The 18162-nt window shown below is 51.4% G+C and carries 17 protein-coding genes, 10 tRNA genes and 1 rRNA gene; 2 read left to right on the forward strand and 26 right to left on the reverse strand.

The window, feature by feature from the left end; genetic code table 11:
- Window positions 1-196: 196 nt before the first annotated feature.
- From V2546_RS15070 to V2546_RS15150, 17 genes are all read right to left on the reverse strand, one after another.
- Window positions 197-571 carry a RidA family protein gene (locus V2546_RS15070; RefSeq protein WP_215701821.1) on the reverse strand — a complete coding sequence of 125 codons (375 nt, stop codon included), beginning with the start codon at window positions 569-571 and terminating at the stop codon, window positions 197-199.
- Window positions 572-592: 21 nt separating this feature from the next.
- Complete coding sequence (locus V2546_RS15075) at window positions 593-1435, reverse strand: CvfB family protein (RefSeq protein WP_118298678.1); 843 nt, start codon at window positions 1433-1435, stop codon at window positions 593-595.
- A 132-nt stretch (window positions 1436-1567) separates the two neighbouring features.
- A complete protein-coding gene (locus tag V2546_RS15080; RefSeq protein WP_118532539.1) occupies window positions 1568-2278 on the reverse strand; it encodes an acyl-[acyl-carrier-protein] thioesterase in 711 nt (236 codons plus the stop codon).
- 327 nt (window positions 2279-2605) lie between these two features.
- A tRNA-Gln gene (locus V2546_RS15085) sits at window positions 2606-2678 on the reverse strand.
- Window positions 2679-2724: 46 nt separating this feature from the next.
- Window positions 2725-2797, reverse strand: a tRNA-Gln gene (locus tag V2546_RS15090).
- A 148-nt stretch (window positions 2798-2945) separates the two neighbouring features.
- Complete coding sequence (locus tag V2546_RS15095; protein WP_329752746.1) at window positions 2946-4250, reverse strand: anti-sigma-I factor RsgI family protein; 1305 nt, start codon at window positions 4248-4250, stop codon at window positions 2946-2948.
- Complete coding sequence (gene truA, locus V2546_RS15100) at window positions 4247-5014, reverse strand: tRNA pseudouridine(38-40) synthase TruA (RefSeq protein WP_215701818.1); 768 nt, start codon at window positions 5012-5014, stop codon at window positions 4247-4249. The genes V2546_RS15095 and truA overlap by 4 nt, the downstream gene beginning before the upstream one ends.
- 130 nt (window positions 5015-5144) lie before the next feature.
- The gene (gene mscL, locus V2546_RS15105; RefSeq protein ID WP_118532453.1) at window positions 5145-5603 is read right to left on the reverse strand and encodes a large conductance mechanosensitive channel protein MscL; all 459 of its coding nucleotides are present in this window, start codon (window positions 5601-5603) and stop codon (window positions 5145-5147) included.
- 199 nt (window positions 5604-5802) lie between these two features.
- Window positions 5803-8508, reverse strand: coding sequence for a cation-translocating P-type ATPase (locus V2546_RS15110; protein WP_329752747.1), 2706 nt, complete (start codon window positions 8506-8508; stop codon window positions 5803-5805).
- Window positions 8509-8581: 73 nt separating this feature from the next.
- Window positions 8582-10360: a single-stranded-DNA-specific exonuclease RecJ gene (recJ, locus tag V2546_RS15115; RefSeq protein WP_329752748.1), complete on the reverse strand. Its 1779-nt coding sequence runs from the start codon at window positions 10358-10360 to the stop codon at window positions 8582-8584.
- A gap of 51 nt (window positions 10361-10411) precedes the next feature.
- Window positions 10412-10960, reverse strand: a complete 549-nt coding sequence (locus V2546_RS15120; protein WP_329752750.1) for a SprT family zinc-dependent metalloprotease — start codon at window positions 10958-10960, stop codon at window positions 10412-10414.
- A 56-nt stretch (window positions 10961-11016) separates the two neighbouring features.
- Window positions 11017-11090: transfer RNA gene (locus V2546_RS15125), tRNA-Arg, on the reverse strand.
- Window positions 11091-11293: 203 nt separating this feature from the next.
- Window positions 11294-12730, reverse strand: coding sequence for a M20 family metallopeptidase (locus tag V2546_RS15130; protein WP_329752751.1), 1437 nt, complete (start codon window positions 12728-12730; stop codon window positions 11294-11296).
- Between the two features lie 351 nt (window positions 12731-13081).
- Entirely contained in the window at window positions 13082-13564 is a 483-nt protein-coding gene (locus tag V2546_RS15135) for a pyridoxamine 5'-phosphate oxidase family protein (protein WP_329752753.1), read from the reverse strand.
- A 160-nt stretch (window positions 13565-13724) separates the two neighbouring features.
- A complete protein-coding gene (locus tag V2546_RS15140) occupies window positions 13725-14051 on the reverse strand; it encodes a branched-chain amino acid transporter permease (protein ID WP_215701813.1) in 327 nt (108 codons plus the stop codon).
- 117 nt (window positions 14052-14168) lie between these two features.
- On the reverse strand, window positions 14169-14861 hold the full coding sequence (locus V2546_RS15145; RefSeq protein WP_329752754.1) for an AzlC family ABC transporter permease: 693 nt from the start codon (window positions 14859-14861) through the stop codon (window positions 14169-14171).
- Between the two features lie 123 nt (window positions 14862-14984).
- On the reverse strand, window positions 14985-15584 hold the full coding sequence (locus V2546_RS15150; RefSeq protein WP_329752758.1) for a LysR family transcriptional regulator substrate-binding protein: 600 nt from the start codon (window positions 15582-15584) through the stop codon (window positions 14985-14987).
- Here V2546_RS15150 and V2546_RS15155 point away from each other — a divergent pair.
- Window positions 15563-15799 carry a hypothetical protein gene (locus tag V2546_RS15155; RefSeq protein WP_329752756.1) on the forward strand — a complete coding sequence of 79 codons (237 nt, stop codon included), beginning with the start codon at window positions 15563-15565 and terminating at the stop codon, window positions 15797-15799. The genes V2546_RS15150 and V2546_RS15155 overlap by 22 nt on opposite strands.
- Window positions 15800-15947: 148 nt before the next feature.
- Here V2546_RS15155 and V2546_RS15160 read toward each other — a convergent pair.
- The 8 genes from V2546_RS15160 to V2546_RS15195 all read right to left on the reverse strand — a co-directional run bounded on the left by V2546_RS15160 (window position 15948) and on the right by V2546_RS15195 (window position 16873).
- Window positions 15948-16031 (reverse strand) — tRNA-Leu (locus V2546_RS15160).
- Window positions 16032-16068: 37 nt separating this feature from the next.
- Window positions 16069-16141, reverse strand: a tRNA-Val gene (locus tag V2546_RS15165).
- 35 nt (window positions 16142-16176) lie between these two features.
- A tRNA-Asp gene (locus tag V2546_RS15170) sits at window positions 16177-16250 on the reverse strand.
- A gap of 42 nt (window positions 16251-16292) precedes the next feature.
- Window positions 16293-16366: transfer RNA gene (locus V2546_RS15175), tRNA-Ile, on the reverse strand.
- 17 nt (window positions 16367-16383) lie between these two features.
- Window positions 16384-16456 (reverse strand) — tRNA-Thr (locus V2546_RS15180).
- A gap of 7 nt (window positions 16457-16463) precedes the next feature.
- A tRNA-Glu gene (locus V2546_RS15185) sits at window positions 16464-16535 on the reverse strand.
- A gap of 53 nt (window positions 16536-16588) precedes the next feature.
- Window positions 16589-16661 (reverse strand) — tRNA-Asn (locus V2546_RS15190).
- A complete protein-coding gene (locus V2546_RS15195) occupies window positions 16652-16873 on the reverse strand; it encodes a hypothetical protein (RefSeq protein ID WP_118532435.1) in 222 nt (73 codons plus the stop codon). The genes V2546_RS15190 and V2546_RS15195 overlap by 10 nt, the downstream gene beginning before the upstream one ends.
- Window positions 16874-17064: 191 nt before the next feature.
- Between V2546_RS15195 and V2546_RS15200 the strand changes: the two genes are divergently transcribed.
- On the forward strand, window positions 17065-17652 hold the full coding sequence (locus V2546_RS15200; protein ID WP_118532433.1) for an HD domain-containing protein: 588 nt from the start codon (window positions 17065-17067) through the stop codon (window positions 17650-17652).
- Between the two features lie 420 nt (window positions 17653-18072).
- Here V2546_RS15200 and V2546_RS15205 read toward each other — a convergent pair.
- Window positions 18073-18162: ribosomal RNA gene (locus V2546_RS15205) — 23S ribosomal RNA — on the reverse strand; the annotation flags it as partial.

The following is an 18162-nucleotide window of genomic DNA, read 5'->3' on the forward strand; positions in this document are numbered from 1 at the left end:
CGCCGGGCTTTTCGAAGCTCGGCGTTTTGTGTTGGGAATATGAAATGAGCTGCCGCACGTTAGTGCGACAGCCCCTTTGTGTTGGGAATATGAAATGAGCTGCCGCACGTTAGTGCGACAGCCCCTTTTTTATTTACGCAAACAACGAGCCAAAGTCCGCGCTTGTGCGAGACCCTGGCGACTGTCGCGATCATTCTTATTTTACTGCGATCGCTTCCATCTCAAGAAGGACGTCCTTCGGAAGTCTTGCAACCTCCACGCAGGAACGTGCCGGGCAGTCTTTTGCGAAATATTTTGCATAGATGCCGTTGATCGTTGCGAAATCATCCATGTTTTTGATGAATACGCCTGTTTTTACAACCTGGTCAACAGATGTCCCTGCTGCCTCGAGAAGATTCTTCACATTTTTCATGACCTGCTCTGCCTGAGCCTCGATCCCCTCCGGGATCTCACCTGTCTCCGGGTTTACCGGGATCTGTCCGGATGCAAATACAAAACCATTTGCCTCGATTGCCTGGGAATACGGTCCGATCGCTGCCGGTGCGTTTGTTGTGCTGATAACTTTCTTCATGTGATTTTCCTCCATGATTCCTTATTTATCGATTTTCCGGATGCTTTTCTCCGTGATCTCGATCTTTCCTTCTTTTAACAGATGTCCCACCGCACGCTTGAATGCGTTCTTGCTGAGTTTGAACTCGCGCGCGATGACTTCCGGAGCTGCCTTATCATTAAACGGCAGGACTCCGTCAAACTCTTCAATGACCTTCATGACAAGATCGGCGTCAGAAAAGATCTGGCTTCCCGCCTTGTCTCTCGTTGTGAGGTCAAGCTTTCCGTCCGCACGGACTCTCGTCACACGGACACGGATCTCATCTCCTACCTTGTAGCCGGAAAACAGTTCCTTTTTCGGGATCATTCCCTGGTAGATCCCATCCACCGCAACGAATGCGCCCATATCCGGATTGATCTCAAATACAAATCCATCCGCCTCGTCTCCGGTGTGGTACGGGGAATCGCATCTCAGATACTGGTACGCCTTCATGGTCGCCGCGAGACGTTTGCTCTTATCCACGTAGAGGGCAACCAGGCATTTCTCCCCTTTGCGGACCTGGTGGGTCTGCTCCTTAAACGGGAGCAGGAGATCTTTCTCCAGTCCCATATCGAGAAACGCGCCGATCTTTGAGACTTCTTTCACCTCAAGGACCGCCGTCTCACCCAGAGTGACCTTCGGGCGGGATGTCGTCGCGATCAGGCGGTCCTCAGAATCCTTGTAGAGGAACACCTCCAGCTCATCCCCGATCTTCGTTCCCGCCGGTACCTGCTTCTTCGGGAGAAGGACGCCCTGGGCATCCGCCTTATCTCCGTCAGAGAGATAAATTCCGAAGTCCTTCTCTTTGATCACTTTCAGTTTCTGAATTTTTCCGATTTCCATCATGTCTTTCGTCCTCCCGCAGCTGCATCCCCGGCATTGTTCACGTTCCATGCAAACAGCAACCAGGATCTTTCCGCTGCGTCCTCTCTTTTTATTTTCACTGTCATGATCCTGCCAACCATCAGCAGGATCCGGTTACATCTCTTTCAACTCGATATTTGCAAACACATCGCCGTCCGGATTGCAGAGCGATACAAGATAGGATTTTCCTTCCCGCGCGCTCCTGATCACGATCTCATCCCCGAGCACAGCCGCTTTCCTGTATTCAGCCCTGATCTCCGAAATTTCCGTCCCGGCCGGAAGAAGTTCTCTCGCAATGTCCACATACTGGGCATTGTTTACATGAAGGTTCGTGTCGAGAAGGTGTTTCATGACCACCATCCGTCCCGTCTCCTCCATCTCCTTCGGCACCTGGATCTTTCTTCCCGCATCCTCCATCTCGAGTTTCGGGCTGAACTCCCCGTAAGGAGCTGTGTCCGACTCCATGATCCGCATCGGGCGTCCCGTCTCCGTATTCAGGAGAAACCAGTAGGAATTTGCCTTCACGAGATATTCGTTCTTTTCATCTAGGATCGCGAAGTTTCTCAGGGCGTAAAGTCCTTTTACCCCATACGGCCATGTGACCACGCGGATCTTTTCACCCAGCGCCGGGCGTCTTTCGATCATGATCTGCCAGGATGATAACAGCCATGCTTTCTTCTCCTGCTCCAGATATCCGATCCCAACTCCCGCGTCTTCCGACTGCATTGTCGAACAGTCCTGCATATAATTCATGATCCCGGTCAGGGACAGCTTCGCGTCAATATCCGTCTCGCTGTACCGGACCCGGCTGTTTAATTCATACATAATCTACCTCACCGATCGGCAAGATCCGTATTCCGACTCAAAAATCCATTCCCGCGAAACACGCTCTCTTTTTCCGACTTCGCCTGTAACTGTTCAGTACCTTCACAGTCACGAGCAAAAATCCATTAAAAATTGCCTGCGGCAATGGGATTTTTGCCTGCCAGCCCATGTTTTCGTACGGTCAGCGCAGTAAATGCGCAGACCTACTGAACAGTTAGCTTCGCCTTTACATTAACACAAATGGATGTCAAGCGCAAGAAAAAGGTGTACAGTAACAAAAAAGACCATTAAGCCTTGCATTCACAAAGATTAACAGCCTTTTATCAGCTGGGCTACAAGGATTCGAACCTTGAAAATGACGGAGTCAGAGTCCGTTGCCTTACCATTTGGCGATAGCCCAATAATAATATGTGCTTAAAGCACTTCGACAATATTTAGTTTATAAACTGGGCTACAAGGATTCGAACCTTGAAAATGACGGAGTCAGAGTCCGTTGCCTTACCATTTGGCGATAGCCCAATGCATCAACGAGACATATTATAGCGCAACGACTCTGATCCGTCAACTATTTTTTTTAATTTTTTTATTTTTTATTTACTGGATCCTGCTGCAGGCTTTCCAGTCCGGAAAATTACTGCCTGTGGATGAACATTTTCCCTCACCTGTCTTAATGATTCCGCGGATTGTCCGGATCTTCGAAACCAGGGCCCTGCATGTATGCCGGAGTCTTTGTTTCCGGTGTCAGCATTCCGGACGCCGCGGTGGTCTCCGGGACCGCAGCCGTTGTCTCCGAGGCTGTCGGCGCGGCTGTCTCCGGCGGCACAGTTTCCGGCGCTGCAGTTACAGCAGGAGCCGTCTCCGCCGGAGAAGTTTCCGGAACGCCGGTCGTCTCATGAGAAGTTCCATACTCCCAGGTATTCCGATTCCGTCTCCGTTCAGAACTTCCATATTCATCGCGCTCAGACTCATCGTCCTCGTCATCCCCGTCTTTCCGGTAGCTTCCTGTATCCTGGTCCACCCAGTCCACGCTCTCTCCGGCTTCCAGGGCTTTCCGGCGTCTCTGCATCTCCGAAAGGCCATCGTTCTCCGTAGTCTCTGTCTCTTCGCCCGCAGCAGACTCATCCGTAGTCTCTGTTTCCTGCTTTAAGACATCTTCCGTGCTCTCCTGAGCAGTTGTCTCCTCCTCTGTACTCTCCTCGCTGGCCTTCTCAAACGTCGTCTTTACGATCACCGGCTCCAGCGACAGCTGATATTCATGTTTTTCGATCTCACGGACCAGACGTTTCGAGGAATACCCGGCAAGTTCTTCCTTTTCCGGCACTGTGATCTCCGGATTTTCCGCAAACAGACGCTTTAAGAACTCCGCCTTCGTCACCGTGATCCCATATTCCGTCACAAGTTTTTTCGTGTCTGCGTCCTCATCCGCCTCAAACACGTAGACCTTCGCCCTGGACTCCTTTTTCTGGAGCTCGGACTCTGTCTCCTTCTGAACTTCTTTTACGATCTTCTCCGGCGACGCCTTACTGTCCGGATCAGATCTCCGGACAGAGATCAGGATTCCTCCGTCCTCGCCCAGACTGTTATTCTCAGCGAGCCGGTCAAAAATTTTCCCCACAGTGATCCCAAGACTTTTTCCGTCAAACGCATCCATGGAGACTGTTTCATTTGTCCTCGCCATCTTTCCGGATGCCGACAGCACTGCGCCCCTCCGGTTCATGGTAAATTCCATCAGGATATCGGAATTTACTTCCATGATCAGGGACTCTTTCTGATTCTTTCCAGCCATCAGGACCGTCATCAGGCAGACGGCAGCTGCGCAGGCCGCCAGCGCTCCTCCTGCCCTCGTAAACCACTTTTTCAGGGATTCCGCGGAGAATTCTCCGTCAGCTCCCATTCCCGCTTCCCTTCGGTCCGTCTGCTTTTTCTTCTCCTCAAAGAGTATGTCCTCATGTTCTTCATTCTGATTCATCATACCGTTTTCCTCTCGCCTTCATAAGCCACGTGAAGAAGGAATAAGCCTTCCGGCGGAGCAGTTCTCCCCGCCATGTCCCGGTTCTTTGCCTCCAGGATCACCTTCATTTCCTCCGGTTTCCGCATTCCGCTGCCGATCTCCAGGAGCGTTCCCGTCAGGATCCGCACCATGTTGTAGAGAAAGCCGTTTCCTGTATACAGAAGTTCGATCTTCGTTCCGTGTTCCACGATCTTTATCTCATCGATCCGGCGCACCGTGCTCTTTTTCATCCTGCGGTTCGCACAGAAACTTTTGAAATCATGCTCCCCGATGAGGAAGCCTGCCGCGCGCCTCATGGCCTCCAGATCCAGTTTTTTTCCAAATCCGTAAACATATTTTCGCTCAAACACATTCTTCTTATCCCCGGTCTCCACATAATATCCGTATGTTTTTGAGGAGGCGGACAAACGGCTGTGGAAGCGTTCCGGTGCGGGATCAGCCTCAAGCACCCGGATATCCTCCGGCAGATACCTGTTTAAGTATTCTTTCGCAGTCTCTCCGTCCGGGCAGATCTTCGCGTCCACATGGAAATTTGCCACCTGGCCTTTTGCATGGACTCCCGCGTCTGTTCTTCCGGACCCGTGGACCTCCACTTCCTCTCCCGCCATTTTTAAAAGCACTGCCTCCAGTTTCCCCTGGATCGTATTCTCCGTATTTCCCTGTTTCTGCCAGCCGTCATACCGGCTTCCGTCATATTCCAGCGTAATGCGAATATTATTCTTCATTGTTGTTCCTTCCTGATCTCAAAGCGGACCCGTTCCGGCTTTTCCCGGTAAACAAAAATTCCCGGCAGAATTTTCTTCCTTGATCCGCCGGGAATTTCTGGCTCATCTGCCTGTTACCGCCCGGAAAAGACTATTTGTCTTCCAGCACGGATGTACAATGCGGACAGCGTGTCGCATGGATATTGATTTTTGTTTTGCAGTACGGGCATTCCTTCTCCGTAGCAGGAGCCGGAGCTGCCGGTTTCTCGAACATTTTCTTTGCGCGGTTCAGCTGTTTGACTACCATGAAGATCACGAACGCCATGATAATGAAGTTGATGATCTCTGTGATAAACAGACCGTAGTTTACGGTCGGAGCTGCTGCCGCCTGCGCCTCAGCCAGAGTCGCGTAGTGCTCTCCGTTCAGCGAGATAAACATATTGCTGAAATCCAGCTTTCCCGTGAAAAGTCCGATCACAGGCATCACCATGTCGCTGACTAAGGAATTTACAAGATCCTTAAATGCAGCACCGATGATCATGCCGACTGCCATGTCGATCATATTGCCCTGAACGGCAAATTCACGGAATTCTTTCAGTAGCTTACTCATTGAAAGACCTCCTGGTGACTGCTCTTCGCAGATTTTTTTGTGCCTGTTCCTTTTCTTTGCCAGATGAACAGGACCAATTTTCACCACTATTCTACCAATTTTTCTCTTTGTTGGGAATACCCAGTTCCTGTTTTTTTATCTTTTCCTCAAATTTTCCCCATTTTATCCTGCTTCTGTCCCTCTGCAGTGCTCGTTTCCATCACCGGACTTTCCCCGATGGATCTCCGTCCTGCCCCGTTCCTCTCCAAAAATGCGACAGCAGGAGTAAAAGCTCATGAGCAAACAGCGGCATGGCGGAGAGGATGATAAGTCTTGCCCATTCTGTCTTCGTGAGCCGCACGGTCTGGAACGCCGCAACGAGCGACGTCTGTTCCGTCACCACAAACTGCAGGGAGAATCCGACCGCCAGCGCCAGAATCATCAGCCGGTTATTCACAGGATCCATCCGGAAAACAGACTTTTCCACATCCCGCATCCCGATCGCGTGGAAAAGCTGGGACAGTCCCAGGACGGTAAAGGCATACGTCTGGCAGTGCGCTAGGATCATGGGATCTTCCAGCACTTTTCTGATCCCGGCAAGTGCAGCCGGTCTTCCGCTCCCGACAAGAAGAGCTGTCGGAACGACCAGAAAAGCGGTCAGGCTGATCAGTGCGATAAGAAATCCGTAAAACACCGTGCAGATCCCGCCTCCGTGGGCAAACAGGCTCTCTCCCGGTCTTCGCGGCTCCTTTTCCATCAGCTCCATTCCGTCGCACACATCCGTCCCCAGTGCCAGTGCCGGCAGAGAATCCGTGATCAGGTTGATCCAAAGGATGTGGCTTGCCTTGAGCGGGGCTGGCAGCGAAAACAGGATCGCGAAAAACATGGTCATGATCTCCCCAAAGTTCGAAGAGAGCAGAAATATCACCGTCTTTTTGATGTTTTCATAGATCTCTCTTCCTTCCTCAATGGCATTCCGGATCGTGGCGAAATTGTCATCCGTCAGAACGATGTCCGCCGCCTGTTTTGCCACATCAGTCCCGTTCTTTCCCATGGCGATCCCCACATCAGCCGCCCTTAAAGACGGAGCGTCGTTTACCCCGTCCCCGGTCATGGCGACGATCCCGTCCGCCTTCTTAAATGCCTGAACGATCCTGACTTTGTGATCCGAGGAGACCCGCGCGAACACCCGGATCGATCCGATCCGTTTCTCAAGCCCGTCGTCACCCATCCTGTCTAATTCCTCCCCGGTCACGCACTGGGCCGGGGAATCCGCGATCCCAAGCTTTTTTGCCACTGCCAGGGCCGTATTTTTATGGTCCCCCGTGATCATCACCGTTGTGACCCCGGCGCGGCGAAATTCCCTTACCGCCTCCGCGGCCTCCGGGCGCACCGGATCTTCCAGGACTGCCAGCCCCAGGAATGTCATCCCTCGCTCGGACATGTCATTCCCGTTCTTCATGGCTGCCCCCAGGACGCGTCCGCCTGACGAGGAATAAGCGGAAACCTTTTTTTCATATTTTTGTCTCCGCTGCTCCGTCATGGGATGGATCCCCGTCTCGTCCTTATAGTGGTCACACCGTTCCAGGATCACATCCGGCGCCCCTTTCGTGAATGAGACGATCCTGTCCTGTCTCCGGCATACCGTCGTCATCCGCTTCCGCTCCGAGTCAAACGGCAGCGCTGCGCTCCTGACCCACTCCCTTCTCAGCTTCTCTGACCATCTTTCGTTTTCCCGGCCTCTCTTCTTTCTGTCTCTGACGTCCGTCTTTTTCTGATCTTCGCTTTCTCTGTCCGCATAGAGTAAAAATGCCGCCTCCGTGGGGTCCCCGATCACCTCCCGTTTTCCCCATTTTGCATCATTGCAGAGAAGAAATGCCGTCAGAAGGAGTTCCGGATCCCCGTCCAGCGCCTGCACCGTCATCTCGTTTTTTGTCAGCGTACCCGTCTTATCCGAGCAGACCACATTGACAGCTCCAAGCGTCTCCACCGACGGCAGCCTCCGTACGATCGTGTTTACTTTTGCCATCCTGGAGACTGAGAGTGCGAGAACGATCGTGACGACCGCCGGAAGTCCTTCCGGGACCGCCGCCACCGCCAGGGAGATCGCCGTCAGGAACATCTCCCCCGCATCCCGCTTCTGGAAGATCGCCATCAAAAATAAAACAGCGCAGAGTCCCACCGCCAGGATGCTTAACATCGTTCCGAGGTCTCCTAACCGCTTCTGCAGCGGGGTGATCTCCTCCGGCGTCTCGTGGATCAGCTTTGCGATCCCGCCGATCTCCGTCTCCATTCCCGTCGCTGTGACGATCCCCTCGCCGCTCCCGGCTGTCACAAATGTGGACATGTACGCCATATTTTTCCGGTCCCCCAGCGGGGTATGCGCCCCTGCCAGAAATCCTGCGTCTTTCTCCACGGGAACCGACTCCCCCGTGAGTGCCGATTCCTGCGTTTTTAAGTTCTCCGCAGTGATCAGCCGGAGGTCTGCCGGAACCTGCTGCCCGGCACTGAGCAGCACGAGATCCCCGGGGACCAGCACGGCGGAATCCACCTCAAGGATTCTCCCGTCCCGCCGCACCACGGCCGTGAGCCTCGTCATCTTCTTTAAGGAATCCAGCGCTTTCTGCGCCTTTCCTTCCTGTGCCACTCCCACCGCCGCATTTAAGAGCACGACTGCCGCGATGATCGCCGCGTCGCCCTGTTCCCCTAAAAGGACTGAGATCACACCGGCAGCTAACAGTACATAGATCAGCGGATCCATGAACTGCCCGATCAGCCGTTTCAGGACAGACGGAGGCTTCTTCTCCTGCAGTTCATTTTTTCCATATATGGACAGCCGCTGTTTTGCCTCCCTGTCGGACAGACCGCCTGGATCCCCGGCATCCAACTCCCGTTTTACGTCAAAGACTGTTTTTTCTTCAAACAAAAAATCCCCCCATCCTCTCCTGCTTTTAGCAAGTTTATGAGGATGGAGGAAAAAACATACCCGGCCGCGTCTCTCAATGAAATTTATAATTTCTGATCACGGCCTGCAATGTCCTTGTTCCATTATATTCATTTACATCCGGGTAGTAGATCATATCGATCATATTTCTTCCCGCCTGCTCCTCAAGGAACCGGTCCCCGTCGGCAAACAAAAGTCCGTCCACCGGCTGCCCCGTCTCCGTCACGAGATTCAGCTTTACGACATTCCGGTTCTTTCCGAGAACTCTCGCATTCCGGATCACCAGACTTTTCTGCGCGAACAGCGGTTTTTCATTTCCCTGTCCGAACGGCTCCAGGTCCTTTAACTCCTGGACGATCTTCTCGTTCACATACTCGAACGGCATCGGGACGTCGATCCAGATCTTTGGCACAAAATCTTCCTCCGTGAGCTCTGCGTCCGCGTTTAACCGCCTCCGGAACTCATCGATATCCTTTTCTTCCAGGGAAAGTCCTGCTGCCATCGGATGTCCGCCGAACTTCACGAGGAGATCCGAGACTTTGCAGAGTCCCTGGTACATGTGATACTGCTCGATGGAGCGGCCGGAACCTTTCGCCGTGGTCTCTCCGCGGGTCAGCACAAAGGACGGCTTGTGGAAATGTTCCCGGAGTCTTCCGGCGATGATCCCGGCTAACGATTCATGGCACTCCGGAAGAAATACAACGAGTACCTTATCGTCCATGTACTGTTTTTCCACCTGCTCGATCGCTTCCGCCTCCCCTTTCGCGGTCATGTCCTTCCGTATATCGTTGAGTTCTTTAAGCTCATCCGCCATCTCGCCGGCCCGTTCCGGATCTTCCGCCAAAAGCATCCGCAGTGCGACCTTCGCGCTCTTTAACCGGCCTCCGGCGTTTAAGCAGGGACCGATCACAAAGCCGATATGGTACGCGCTTAAATTTTCGATATCCAGGTTATTTTTTTCTATGAGTTTCCGGAGTCCGGTATTCTTCGTCGATCCGATCTTTTTGAGACCATATTTTACAATCAGCCGGTTCTCGTCCTGGAGCTTCATGACATCCCCCACCGTAGCGATGGCGGCGAATTCCAACAGGTCCATCCACTTACTCTCCGGGATCCCAAGCTTCTCATACAGCACCCGGATGAGCTTCCAGGCGACCACAGCGCCGCAGATCTCGTGGAACGGGTAAGTCTCCCCGTCCTGCTTCGGATCGACCACAGCGTCCGCCGGAGGCAGGATCTGACCATACTCATCGACCGGAACTTCGTGGTGGTCCGTCACCACGACCGTCATTCCCAGCTGTTTCGCGATGCTGATCTCACGGAGTGCCGCAATCCCGTTGTCGCAGGTCACGAGCGTATCCACTCCGTCTGCGGACGCCTGGCGGATAATCGACTCGTTGATCCCATATCCGTCCTTGATGCGGTCCGGGATCTCGTAATCGATCTGAGCATCATTTTCTTTCTCGACGCTGTATCGGCCTGCCTCCAATGAGCACCGCTGCGATAGTTCTTTTGCCGCCCGCTGAAATCCCTTTAACAAAATATATGTCGAGCACACGCCGTCGATATCGTAATCCCCGATGATCCGGACATGCTTTCCCTCTTTCAGCTTTCTTGCGATCAGCTCCGCCGCCTGCTCCATCCCCTTCATCAGACGCGGATCATAGAGATCGTCCAGCGTCCCATAAAGATATTTTCTCATCTCCGCTTCTTCCGTCAGTCCGCGGTTTCTCATGACCCGCACCGCGACCGGGCTGACTCCCAGCCGCATGGCGAGACCGGAAAAATCCGCCCGCTTCGTCTGTACCATCCAGAGTTCTTTCTTTTCCTCCATGTTTTTCTCCCGTTATTTTTTACCGTTTTTCTGCCAGATAAAAGTTTTCCATCAGTATTTCTGTCCATTTACTTTCAGCCACTGCCGCCGTTCCCTGTAATCCGGCAGGATTTTCCCGACTTCCGCCCAGAATGCCGCGCTGTGGTTCATCTGGAGTCTGTGGGCGAGCTCGTGCACCACCACATAGTCCAGGATCTCCGGAGGCATCAGCACCAGCTTCCAGTTAAAATTCAAGTTTCCCTTCGCACTGCAGCTTCCCCATCGGGTCTTCTGCTCCCTGATCGTGATCGTCCCGTAAAAGACGCCCATGAGCGGAGCATAATGGCTGCATCGGGCTCTGATCGCCTCTGCTGCCCGTTTTCTGCCTTCCGCCCGTTCTTGATCCGTGTAGGACGGACGCTCCGCCATGATCCGCTCTCCGGCTTTCAGGCGCACCTCGATCCAGTCCCGGTGTCCCTCGACAAACCAGTCCGCTGTCTGCACCGGCGTCCGGTAAGGCGCCCGGACCGTGATCGTCCCGTCGAGATCCACTTTTAAGGACATGGACCTGCGCTTCGCCCGGATCAGTTCATATGTAAAATGTTCTGTCTTTCTCTTCATATGCTGTCTCCTATGATACGAAAAAAGGCATCTGCTAATGCAGATGCCTTAATCAGCGCGCCAGAGAAGATTCGAACTCCCGACACTACGGTCCGTAGCCGTATGCTCTATCCAGCTGAGCTACTGACGCACATTTGAGAAGTCTTGGTGAACCGCAACTCACTCAACGAAAAGTATTCTACTACATATTTTCGTTTCTGTCAACACTTTTTGAAATTTTTATTCAATTTTTTGTTTTACCGATCGCGGTGCGCAAAAACAGCTCAGCCGCGCACCGCAATCATGGTTCAAACAATCCAATTCCTATGCAGGATCACCCGCAGTACGATCTCCTTACCAGATCGACGGTTTCAGATCTGCCGGAAGCGGATTCGGATATGTCTCTCCGTCCAGCTCTTCCTTCCAGTCTGCCTTTGCTTTTTCGATCAGCTCCGGATTCAGGAGAAGCTCAGCGCCGACATAAGCCATGACTTTCGCTGCCGACAGCATTCCCTTATGGGCGATCGATGATTTACCTTGGGCAACCGCTACCCAGGAGTGGAGCGCAGTACCTGCCGGGAAACAGCTCGTGTAGACCTGTCCTGTCGGAACGACCCAGCTGACATCTCCGACATCCGTGGATCCGCCTCCGCCGTAAGAAGTATTCTTATCAACAATGAAATCCCACATCGGGCTCTCTAAAAGCTCCTGACGGTGCTCTTTTCCTCCGATCGCGGATGCCTGATCTTTTAATCCTTCTTTATCAAGTTCCGTGATGACGCCCTGGAACTTCTTCGCATAGGCAAGCTCTTCCTCTGTGTAGCCGACCGGGATAACATGCTCCAGGTTCTCCTGGACAAGATCCGCAAGAGTGTCATTATTGATCAGGTTGGAATAGGCCGCAACTTGTTTGATATCCACCGTTGTTCCTGTGATCAGCGCAGCGCCCTTCGCAATGTCGCACATCCGCTCATAGAGCTTCTTCACCTGGGTTACCTTCGGTGCGCGGATCGCATAGAGGATCTGGGCTTCCGCCGGGATCACGTTCGGAGCGATTCCGCCGGAGTTTGTGATAGCGCCGTGAACTCTCGCCGCATCGATCATGTGCTCTCTCATATAGTTGACACCGATATCCATGATCTCAACTGCGTCCAGCGCAGAACGCCCAAGCTCCGGAGCACCTGCCGCATGGGAGGAAATTCCATGGAAAGTAAAGAATGCACGGAAGTTTGCCAGATGATAACCGCCCTTCATTGCTTTATTCATGGTATACGGATGCCATGTGATCGCGATATCACAGTCATCAAAGTAGCCGTCGCGGACCAGATATGCTTTTCCGCCTGCATTCTCTTCTGCCGGGCAGCCATAGTAACGGATCGTTCCGCTCATATGGTTCTCTTCCATATACGTTTTTAAGGAATCCACCGCAGCCACGGAAGCTGTTCCGAGCAGATGATGACCGCAGCCATGTCCGTTCGTCTTTCCCGGGATCGGGCAGCGTTCCAGGTTGTCTGCTTCCTGCTGAAGACTGGAAAGTGCATCAAACTCACCCAGGAATGCGAGGATCGGCTTTCCGTTTCCCCATTCAGCGATAAATGCGGTCTCTTCCCCTGCAAGATCCGATTTGACAGAGAATCCTCTGGATTTCAAAAACTCCTGCTGAAGTTTTGAGGACTCATATTCCTGAAATCTCGGCTCCGCAAAGCCCCAGATCGCGTCGCTAATCTTTGTGTATTCGCTGCTCCTCTGATCGATCGTCGCTCCGATCTCTTTTCTGAAATCTGTTCCCATATATATGTACTCCTTTCTATTGTCTGCCTTATTCATGCGCACACTCGCCGTTCGCCATAACCGTGCAAGCACGCTTCTGGCTCACTTTCGCTCTCTTGATTCGCATGAACTTATCGTTCATGCGCACACTCGCCGTTCGCCACAACCGTGCAAGCACGTTTCTGGCTCACTTTCGCTCTCTTGATTCGCATGAACTTATCGTTCATGCGCACACTCGCCGTTCGCCATAACCGTGCAAGCACGCTTCTGGCTCACTTTCGCTCTCTTGGTTCGCATGAACTTATCGTTCATGCGCACACTCGCCGTTCGCCACAACCGTGCAAGCACGTTTCTGGCTCACTTTCGCTCGTGTCATTCGTGTCTCTTCCCTGTTACGGTTTCGGTTATGATTTTCCAGACAGTAACTGCATTTACCATCGGCTCCGCGAACGAATTCTCATCAAAGGCCTTCTTCGGACTTACCTGGTTCATGAGGACTGCCAGCGCTTTTTTCTTTTCCGCGGTATCTTCCACCAGACAAGCAGCTCCGTTTCCACAGATACTCTCAAAACTCGTCGTAGACTTGCAGGCTGTATCATAATTGATCGTCAGGACATTCGCCCCGTAAATGCAATATGAGACATTGGGATTTTCTCTGATCCTGTCGAGTTTTGTTCCCTCTTTCGCTCCATGGAAGTACAGGATCAGCTTCCCGTCTTCCACTTCCGCTCCGTAATTCAGCGGAATCAAATAAGGACATGGCTCATCGTGGAACGCAACGGTACACACAGTTTCCCGCTTTGCGATCGACACGATATCAGCCATGTCCTTCAATTCTCTGTCTTTTCTTCTCATCCAGACCTCCATTCCAGCCGCCGGATACCGCACTTTCCCTGTCTGCTTCTTTCAGATATATTCAGACTATATTGCAGAAAAAGCACGATCCGCCAGACTTTCCGTAAGATGAGACTATCATATCATAAATTTTTTTATCTCACAAGCAGTATACGATCGTTTAAAATACCACCTGGACCAGAAACATATAGAACACTGTCCCAACCGCGATGCTGAGCAGCGTATTCCGTTTCCAGACATGGAGTCCGACAACAGCAGCAGACGCCAGAATTTCCGGGATCCCGTGCGTTCCCGCGAACAGATTCATATTTTTCAGGCAGTACACCACCAGCATTCCCATGATCGCATACGGAAGAACTCCGGACAGATATGTGATATATCCCGGAACCTCCTTCTTGCCGCCAAACACCAGAAACGGCAGAAACCTCAAAAGCATCGTCACACCGGCGCACACTGCGATCAGCGCTGCCGCTCTCAAATCTATCATCCGTTATCCTCTCTCCTTCCTGACTGAGCATTTTCCTGCCAGACCAGTTTCATATGTTTCCCACCCAGTCAGAGTTTTCGTTCTTTCATATGTAAATTTTTCAGAAGCGTATCAGAATCATGCTGTTCTCCGGGCACTTTCTGTTCTCCTTCTCCCTCGCATCATCGTCAGGATCACCGTGATCGAGATCATCGACGGGATCAGGAACGAGGACGGTCCGAACACCAGCAGGCAGAGTACCGATGCTGCCACTCCGGCAATTGCGCTTCTGTGATCCTTTGTACTCTTCCACTGTTCGGTAAACACCACAAGAAACAGCGCCGTCATGGAAAAGTCGATTCCCTCCGTATTAATGTTCAGCACGCTTCCGAGTACTGAGCCAAGCACCGTTCCGAATACCCAGTAGATCTGATCCAGCAGCGATACCAGAAAGAAGTATTTTTTCTCCTCCACGCCTTCCGGCACATCCCCGCTGCACACCAGCGAATACGTCTCATCTGTCAGCGCAAAGATCAGATACGGCTTATACGGTTTCGTATCTTTGTACCGTTCCACCATGGAGATCCCGTAGAATAAATGCCGCGCATTGACCATAAGTGTCATAAGCGCCGCCGAGATCAGGGACGCACCTCCCGTTATCAGATCGATCGCCACATACTGCATCGATCCGGCATAAATAAACACGCTCATGGCGATCGCCCAGAAAACGCCGTATCCTTTTGCCCCGAGCAGCATTCCGAATCCCATTCCCAGGACGATATAGCCCGCCATGACCGGGATCGACCGCTTCCATGCATACCGAAATGTCATCTTTCTTCTCCTGTTTTATCTCACAATCACGTCTGTCCGTTTTCCCTCTATCCGCCGGCATGACAGTTATCGGAATTTTCTGTAATTTTTATAACTCCGTCCATTGTAAAATGCAACTATAATCTATCCGATCTTTGAAAATTTCTTCATAATACCGATAAATTCCAGAACCAGTGCTGATGGATTCTCCGCATACACGATCCCATATGGCACTGTGTAATCCCATTCACAGGGAATCGTGACTAACGATGGGTGAAGCTCTGCCCAGGTTCCGATCGTGACCATGACACTGTTGGTCCGGTCGCACTGATTGAATACTCCGGTGCCATAAGATGCAACATCCTGAATGTGGATCTGCAGATGATTTTTTTCGATCTCATCCCTCAGTGCATCTATAAATTTCGTGTCTCCACGCTCTACCATCAGAAGATTTTCGCCGTAGAGATCCGGCAGACGGAGTTTTTTCCTGGAGGACAGCGGATTTTGCCTGGAAACCGCACAGCAGAGCGGGATCTCCGTCAACGGTAAGATCTGGCAGCGGCGCTTCCATCTGGTAGATGGATAGATCCCCGCCACAATATCAAGATCTTTTCCCAGATTTTCTAACACATTCAGCCACTCCGGATAAGTGTCATCAAAGGGAACGATCTGAAGCTGGATCCCCGGATAGTCCCTGCTGACAGACGACCACAGGTCAACGCTTGTTTTACACGGACGAAGCAGTGAGTGTGCCGATCGTGATCCGCCGTGCTCACGCCGTTACTCCGCTGACCGCCGTTCGAAGTGAATATTCGATGATGGAGCGCATCATCGAAAATCTCGCCGATGTGGAACTGACCGATCAGGAATTTAAGCGGATCGAGGAGGCACTCTCCGAAATCACGATTCACGGAAACCGCACCGATGCGGATATCGCCAGACTTAAGAATATGCGTTAAAAACAGATTGTCTCCGACAACGCTCCCTGTCTCTTTTTAACCTCACACCCTCATCCGATGCACAAAAATCCCTCTTTCCATGTGTAAAAGGAAAGAGGGCTTGATCTATTAAATAAAAAAAGAAGCCTGTAAATACAAGCTTCTTTCATGCCGGTGACCGGACTTGAACCGGTACGGGGTTGCCCCCGAGGGATTTTAAGTCCCTTGCGTCTGCCTATTCCGCCACACCGGCAGACATATAAATATGTCAATGATGGTTTCCCATCGAGTGGGACCTATAGGGCTCGAACCTATGACCCTCTGCTTGTAAGGCAGATGCTCTCCCAGCTGAGCTAAGATCCCAGATATGAAATTTAAAATCCTTATTTCTAAGGAAGCGACCCGGATGGGATTCGAACCCACGACCTCCGCCGTGACAGGGCGGCGCTCTAACCAGCTGAGCCACCGGGCCAAAATATTTTTATCAATAGTATGAACCTTTTACCAGGTAGAGTGGACCTTCAGGGACTTGAACCCGGGACCGACCGGTTATGAGCCGGTTGCTCTAACCAACTGAGCTAAAGGTCCATAAGTTTAGGACTGAAAGCCGATGATCGGACTCGAACCGATAACCTGCTGATTACAAATCAGCTGCTCTGCCAATTGAGCCACATCGGCACATCAATGACCCCAAGGGGATTCGGACCCCTGTTACCGCCGTGAAAGGGCGATGTCTTAACCGCTTGACCATGGGGCCGCGTTCTCATTATTTGTACCAGCAGCTCAATATTGAAACTGGCAAAATAAAAACTCCCCGAGTAGGACTCGAACCTACGACAGCGCGGTTAACAGCCGCGTGCTCTACCGACTGAGCTATCGAGGAATATTTCCTTTGTTCTTGAGCTGTTCCTTAAGAACAGTGCTATTATATAATATGATTTCGCATCTGTCAACCCATTTTTTCATATTTTTTGAAAAATTTCTACACTTTCTTTTTGCAGCTTTCCAGCCCCGGATCATCAGCTCGCTACTCCTCTCCTGCCTGGAATTCACGCTGAACACACATGAAATCCGATGTGTAATTTCAATCGGCATAAGTTCACCAATTCTTCTCAGAATTACTGTACTCTGCTTTGGTCGCGAACCATTCCCACTAAAGTACATGATTTCATGCTGTACATTTTTCGGATATGCTGATATCATAAAAGGAACTTACCGGTAAGCATTGCAGGTTTACCGGTCATTCCCAACAGCAATTCTATATACATATATGGAGGAGATCAATCATGGATGAACGTTTAAAGCAGCAGCTCGACTTTACACTGGAGATCGATAAGGAGAAAAATATTTTCCGCCAGACGCATCTTTCCGGTCACGGCCGACGTGAAAATGATGCTGAACATGCCTGGCATATGGCGATCATGGCATATCTTTTGCGCGAATATGCAAATGAACCCGTTGATATTGCAAAAGTCATGCTGATGTGCCTGATCCACGATATCGTCGAGATCGATGCCGGAGATACTTTCGCATACGACGAAGAAGGATTAAAGTCCCAAAAAGCCCGCGAAGATGCCGCAAAGGAACGGATCTTTTCTATTCTGCCGGACGACCAGAAAAAGGATCTCACCGCACTCTTTGATGAGTTTGAATACTGCGAAACTCCAGAGTCCAGATACGCTCACGCCATGGATAATATCCAGCCGCTCCTCCTAAACCACAGTAACAACGGCGATGACTGGAAGCAGCACCAGACCACTTCCGCACAGGTTTATGGCCGCCATGCAAAGACAAAACTCGGCTCTGAGCGCCTGTACGAGCTTGCCGATCAGATGATCCAGGATGCGATCCAAAAAGGATTTATCCAGAAATAATTTCCAGATATCCAGACAGCATGTAAATCTGCTCAGTGCATCCCCTCTGCCTCTGTGGTTTTTGCTGCTGTCGGATGTCTATTGATGCCGCTGATCTCATGGATGCCTCACACGGTCGATTCCAATAATCTTCATTTTTCCGACAAACTTCATTTTTGCACGAGTGCACATCATTAGCACATCGTGCTTTTTTTATTTAACAGAAAGTATCGAAGACCTTCCTGATAAAAAAATGAAAACACACTTTGCAAGCTTCCTCTTGTCATATCGCGACAGTCGCCAAGGCCTCGCGTAGGCGCGGACTTTAGCTCGTTGTTCGCGCAAAATAAAAAGACCAGACATCTCTGCCTGGTCTACTCACACATACCTTCAAAACCACATATTGAACATCATCAACCTTTGAATCTCCACTTGACCTTCCTGGATAAGCCCTCGACCGATTAGTAACAGTCAGCTCCATGCATTACTGCACTTCCACCTCTGCCCTATCTACCTCGTCGTCTTCAAGGG

Source organism: Clostridium sp. CM74B_53 (assembly GCF_036318045.1).
GTDB lineage: Bacteria > Bacillota > Clostridia > Lachnospirales > Lachnospiraceae > Pilosibacter.

What these genes read in the sequence shown, in the direction of transcription:
- V2546_RS15070 (WP_215701821.1), bottom strand. Translation starts at nt 571, where the DNA reads ATGAAGAAAGTTATCAGCACAACAAACGCACCGGCAGCGATCGGACCG.
- V2546_RS15075 (WP_118298678.1), bottom strand. Translation starts at nt 1,435, where the DNA reads ATGATGGAAATCGGAAAAATTCAGAAACTGAAAGTGATCAAAGAGAAG.
- V2546_RS15080 (WP_118532539.1), bottom strand. Translation starts at nt 2,278, where the DNA reads ATGTATGAATTAAACAGCCGGGTCCGGTACAGCGAGACGGATATTGAC.
- V2546_RS15095 (WP_329752746.1), bottom strand. Translation starts at nt 4,250, where the DNA reads ATGATGAATCAGAATGAAGAACATGAGGACATACTCTTTGAGGAGAAG.
- truA (WP_215701818.1), bottom strand. Translation starts at nt 5,014, where the DNA reads ATGAAGAATAATATTCGCATTACGCTGGAATATGACGGAAGCCGGTAT.
- mscL (WP_118532453.1), bottom strand. Translation starts at nt 5,603, where the DNA reads ATGAGTAAGCTACTGAAAGAATTCCGTGAATTTGCCGTTCAGGGCAAT.
- recJ (WP_329752748.1), bottom strand. Translation starts at nt 10,360, where the DNA reads ATGGAGGAAAAGAAAGAACTCTGGATGGTACAGACGAAGCGGGCGGAT.
- V2546_RS15120 (WP_329752750.1), bottom strand. Translation starts at nt 10,960, where the DNA reads ATGAAGAGAAAGACAGAACATTTTACATATGAACTGATCCGGGCGAAG.
- V2546_RS15130 (WP_329752751.1), bottom strand. Translation starts at nt 12,730, where the DNA reads ATGGGAACAGATTTCAGAAAAGAGATCGGAGCGACGATCGATCAGAGG.
- V2546_RS15135 (WP_329752753.1), bottom strand. Translation starts at nt 13,564, where the DNA reads ATGAGAAGAAAAGACAGAGAATTGAAGGACATGGCTGATATCGTGTCG.
- V2546_RS15140 (WP_215701813.1), bottom strand. Translation starts at nt 14,051, where the DNA reads ATGATAGATTTGAGAGCGGCAGCGCTGATCGCAGTGTGCGCCGGTGTG.
- V2546_RS15145 (WP_329752754.1), bottom strand. Translation starts at nt 14,861, where the DNA reads ATGACATTTCGGTATGCATGGAAGCGGTCGATCCCGGTCATGGCGGGC.
- V2546_RS15195 (WP_118532435.1), bottom strand. Translation starts at nt 16,873, where the DNA reads ATGCCGATTGAAATTACACATCGGATTTCATGTGTGTTCAGCGTGAAT.
- V2546_RS15200 (WP_118532433.1), top strand. Translation starts at nt 17,065, where the DNA reads ATGGATGAACGTTTAAAGCAGCAGCTCGACTTTACACTGGAGATCGAT.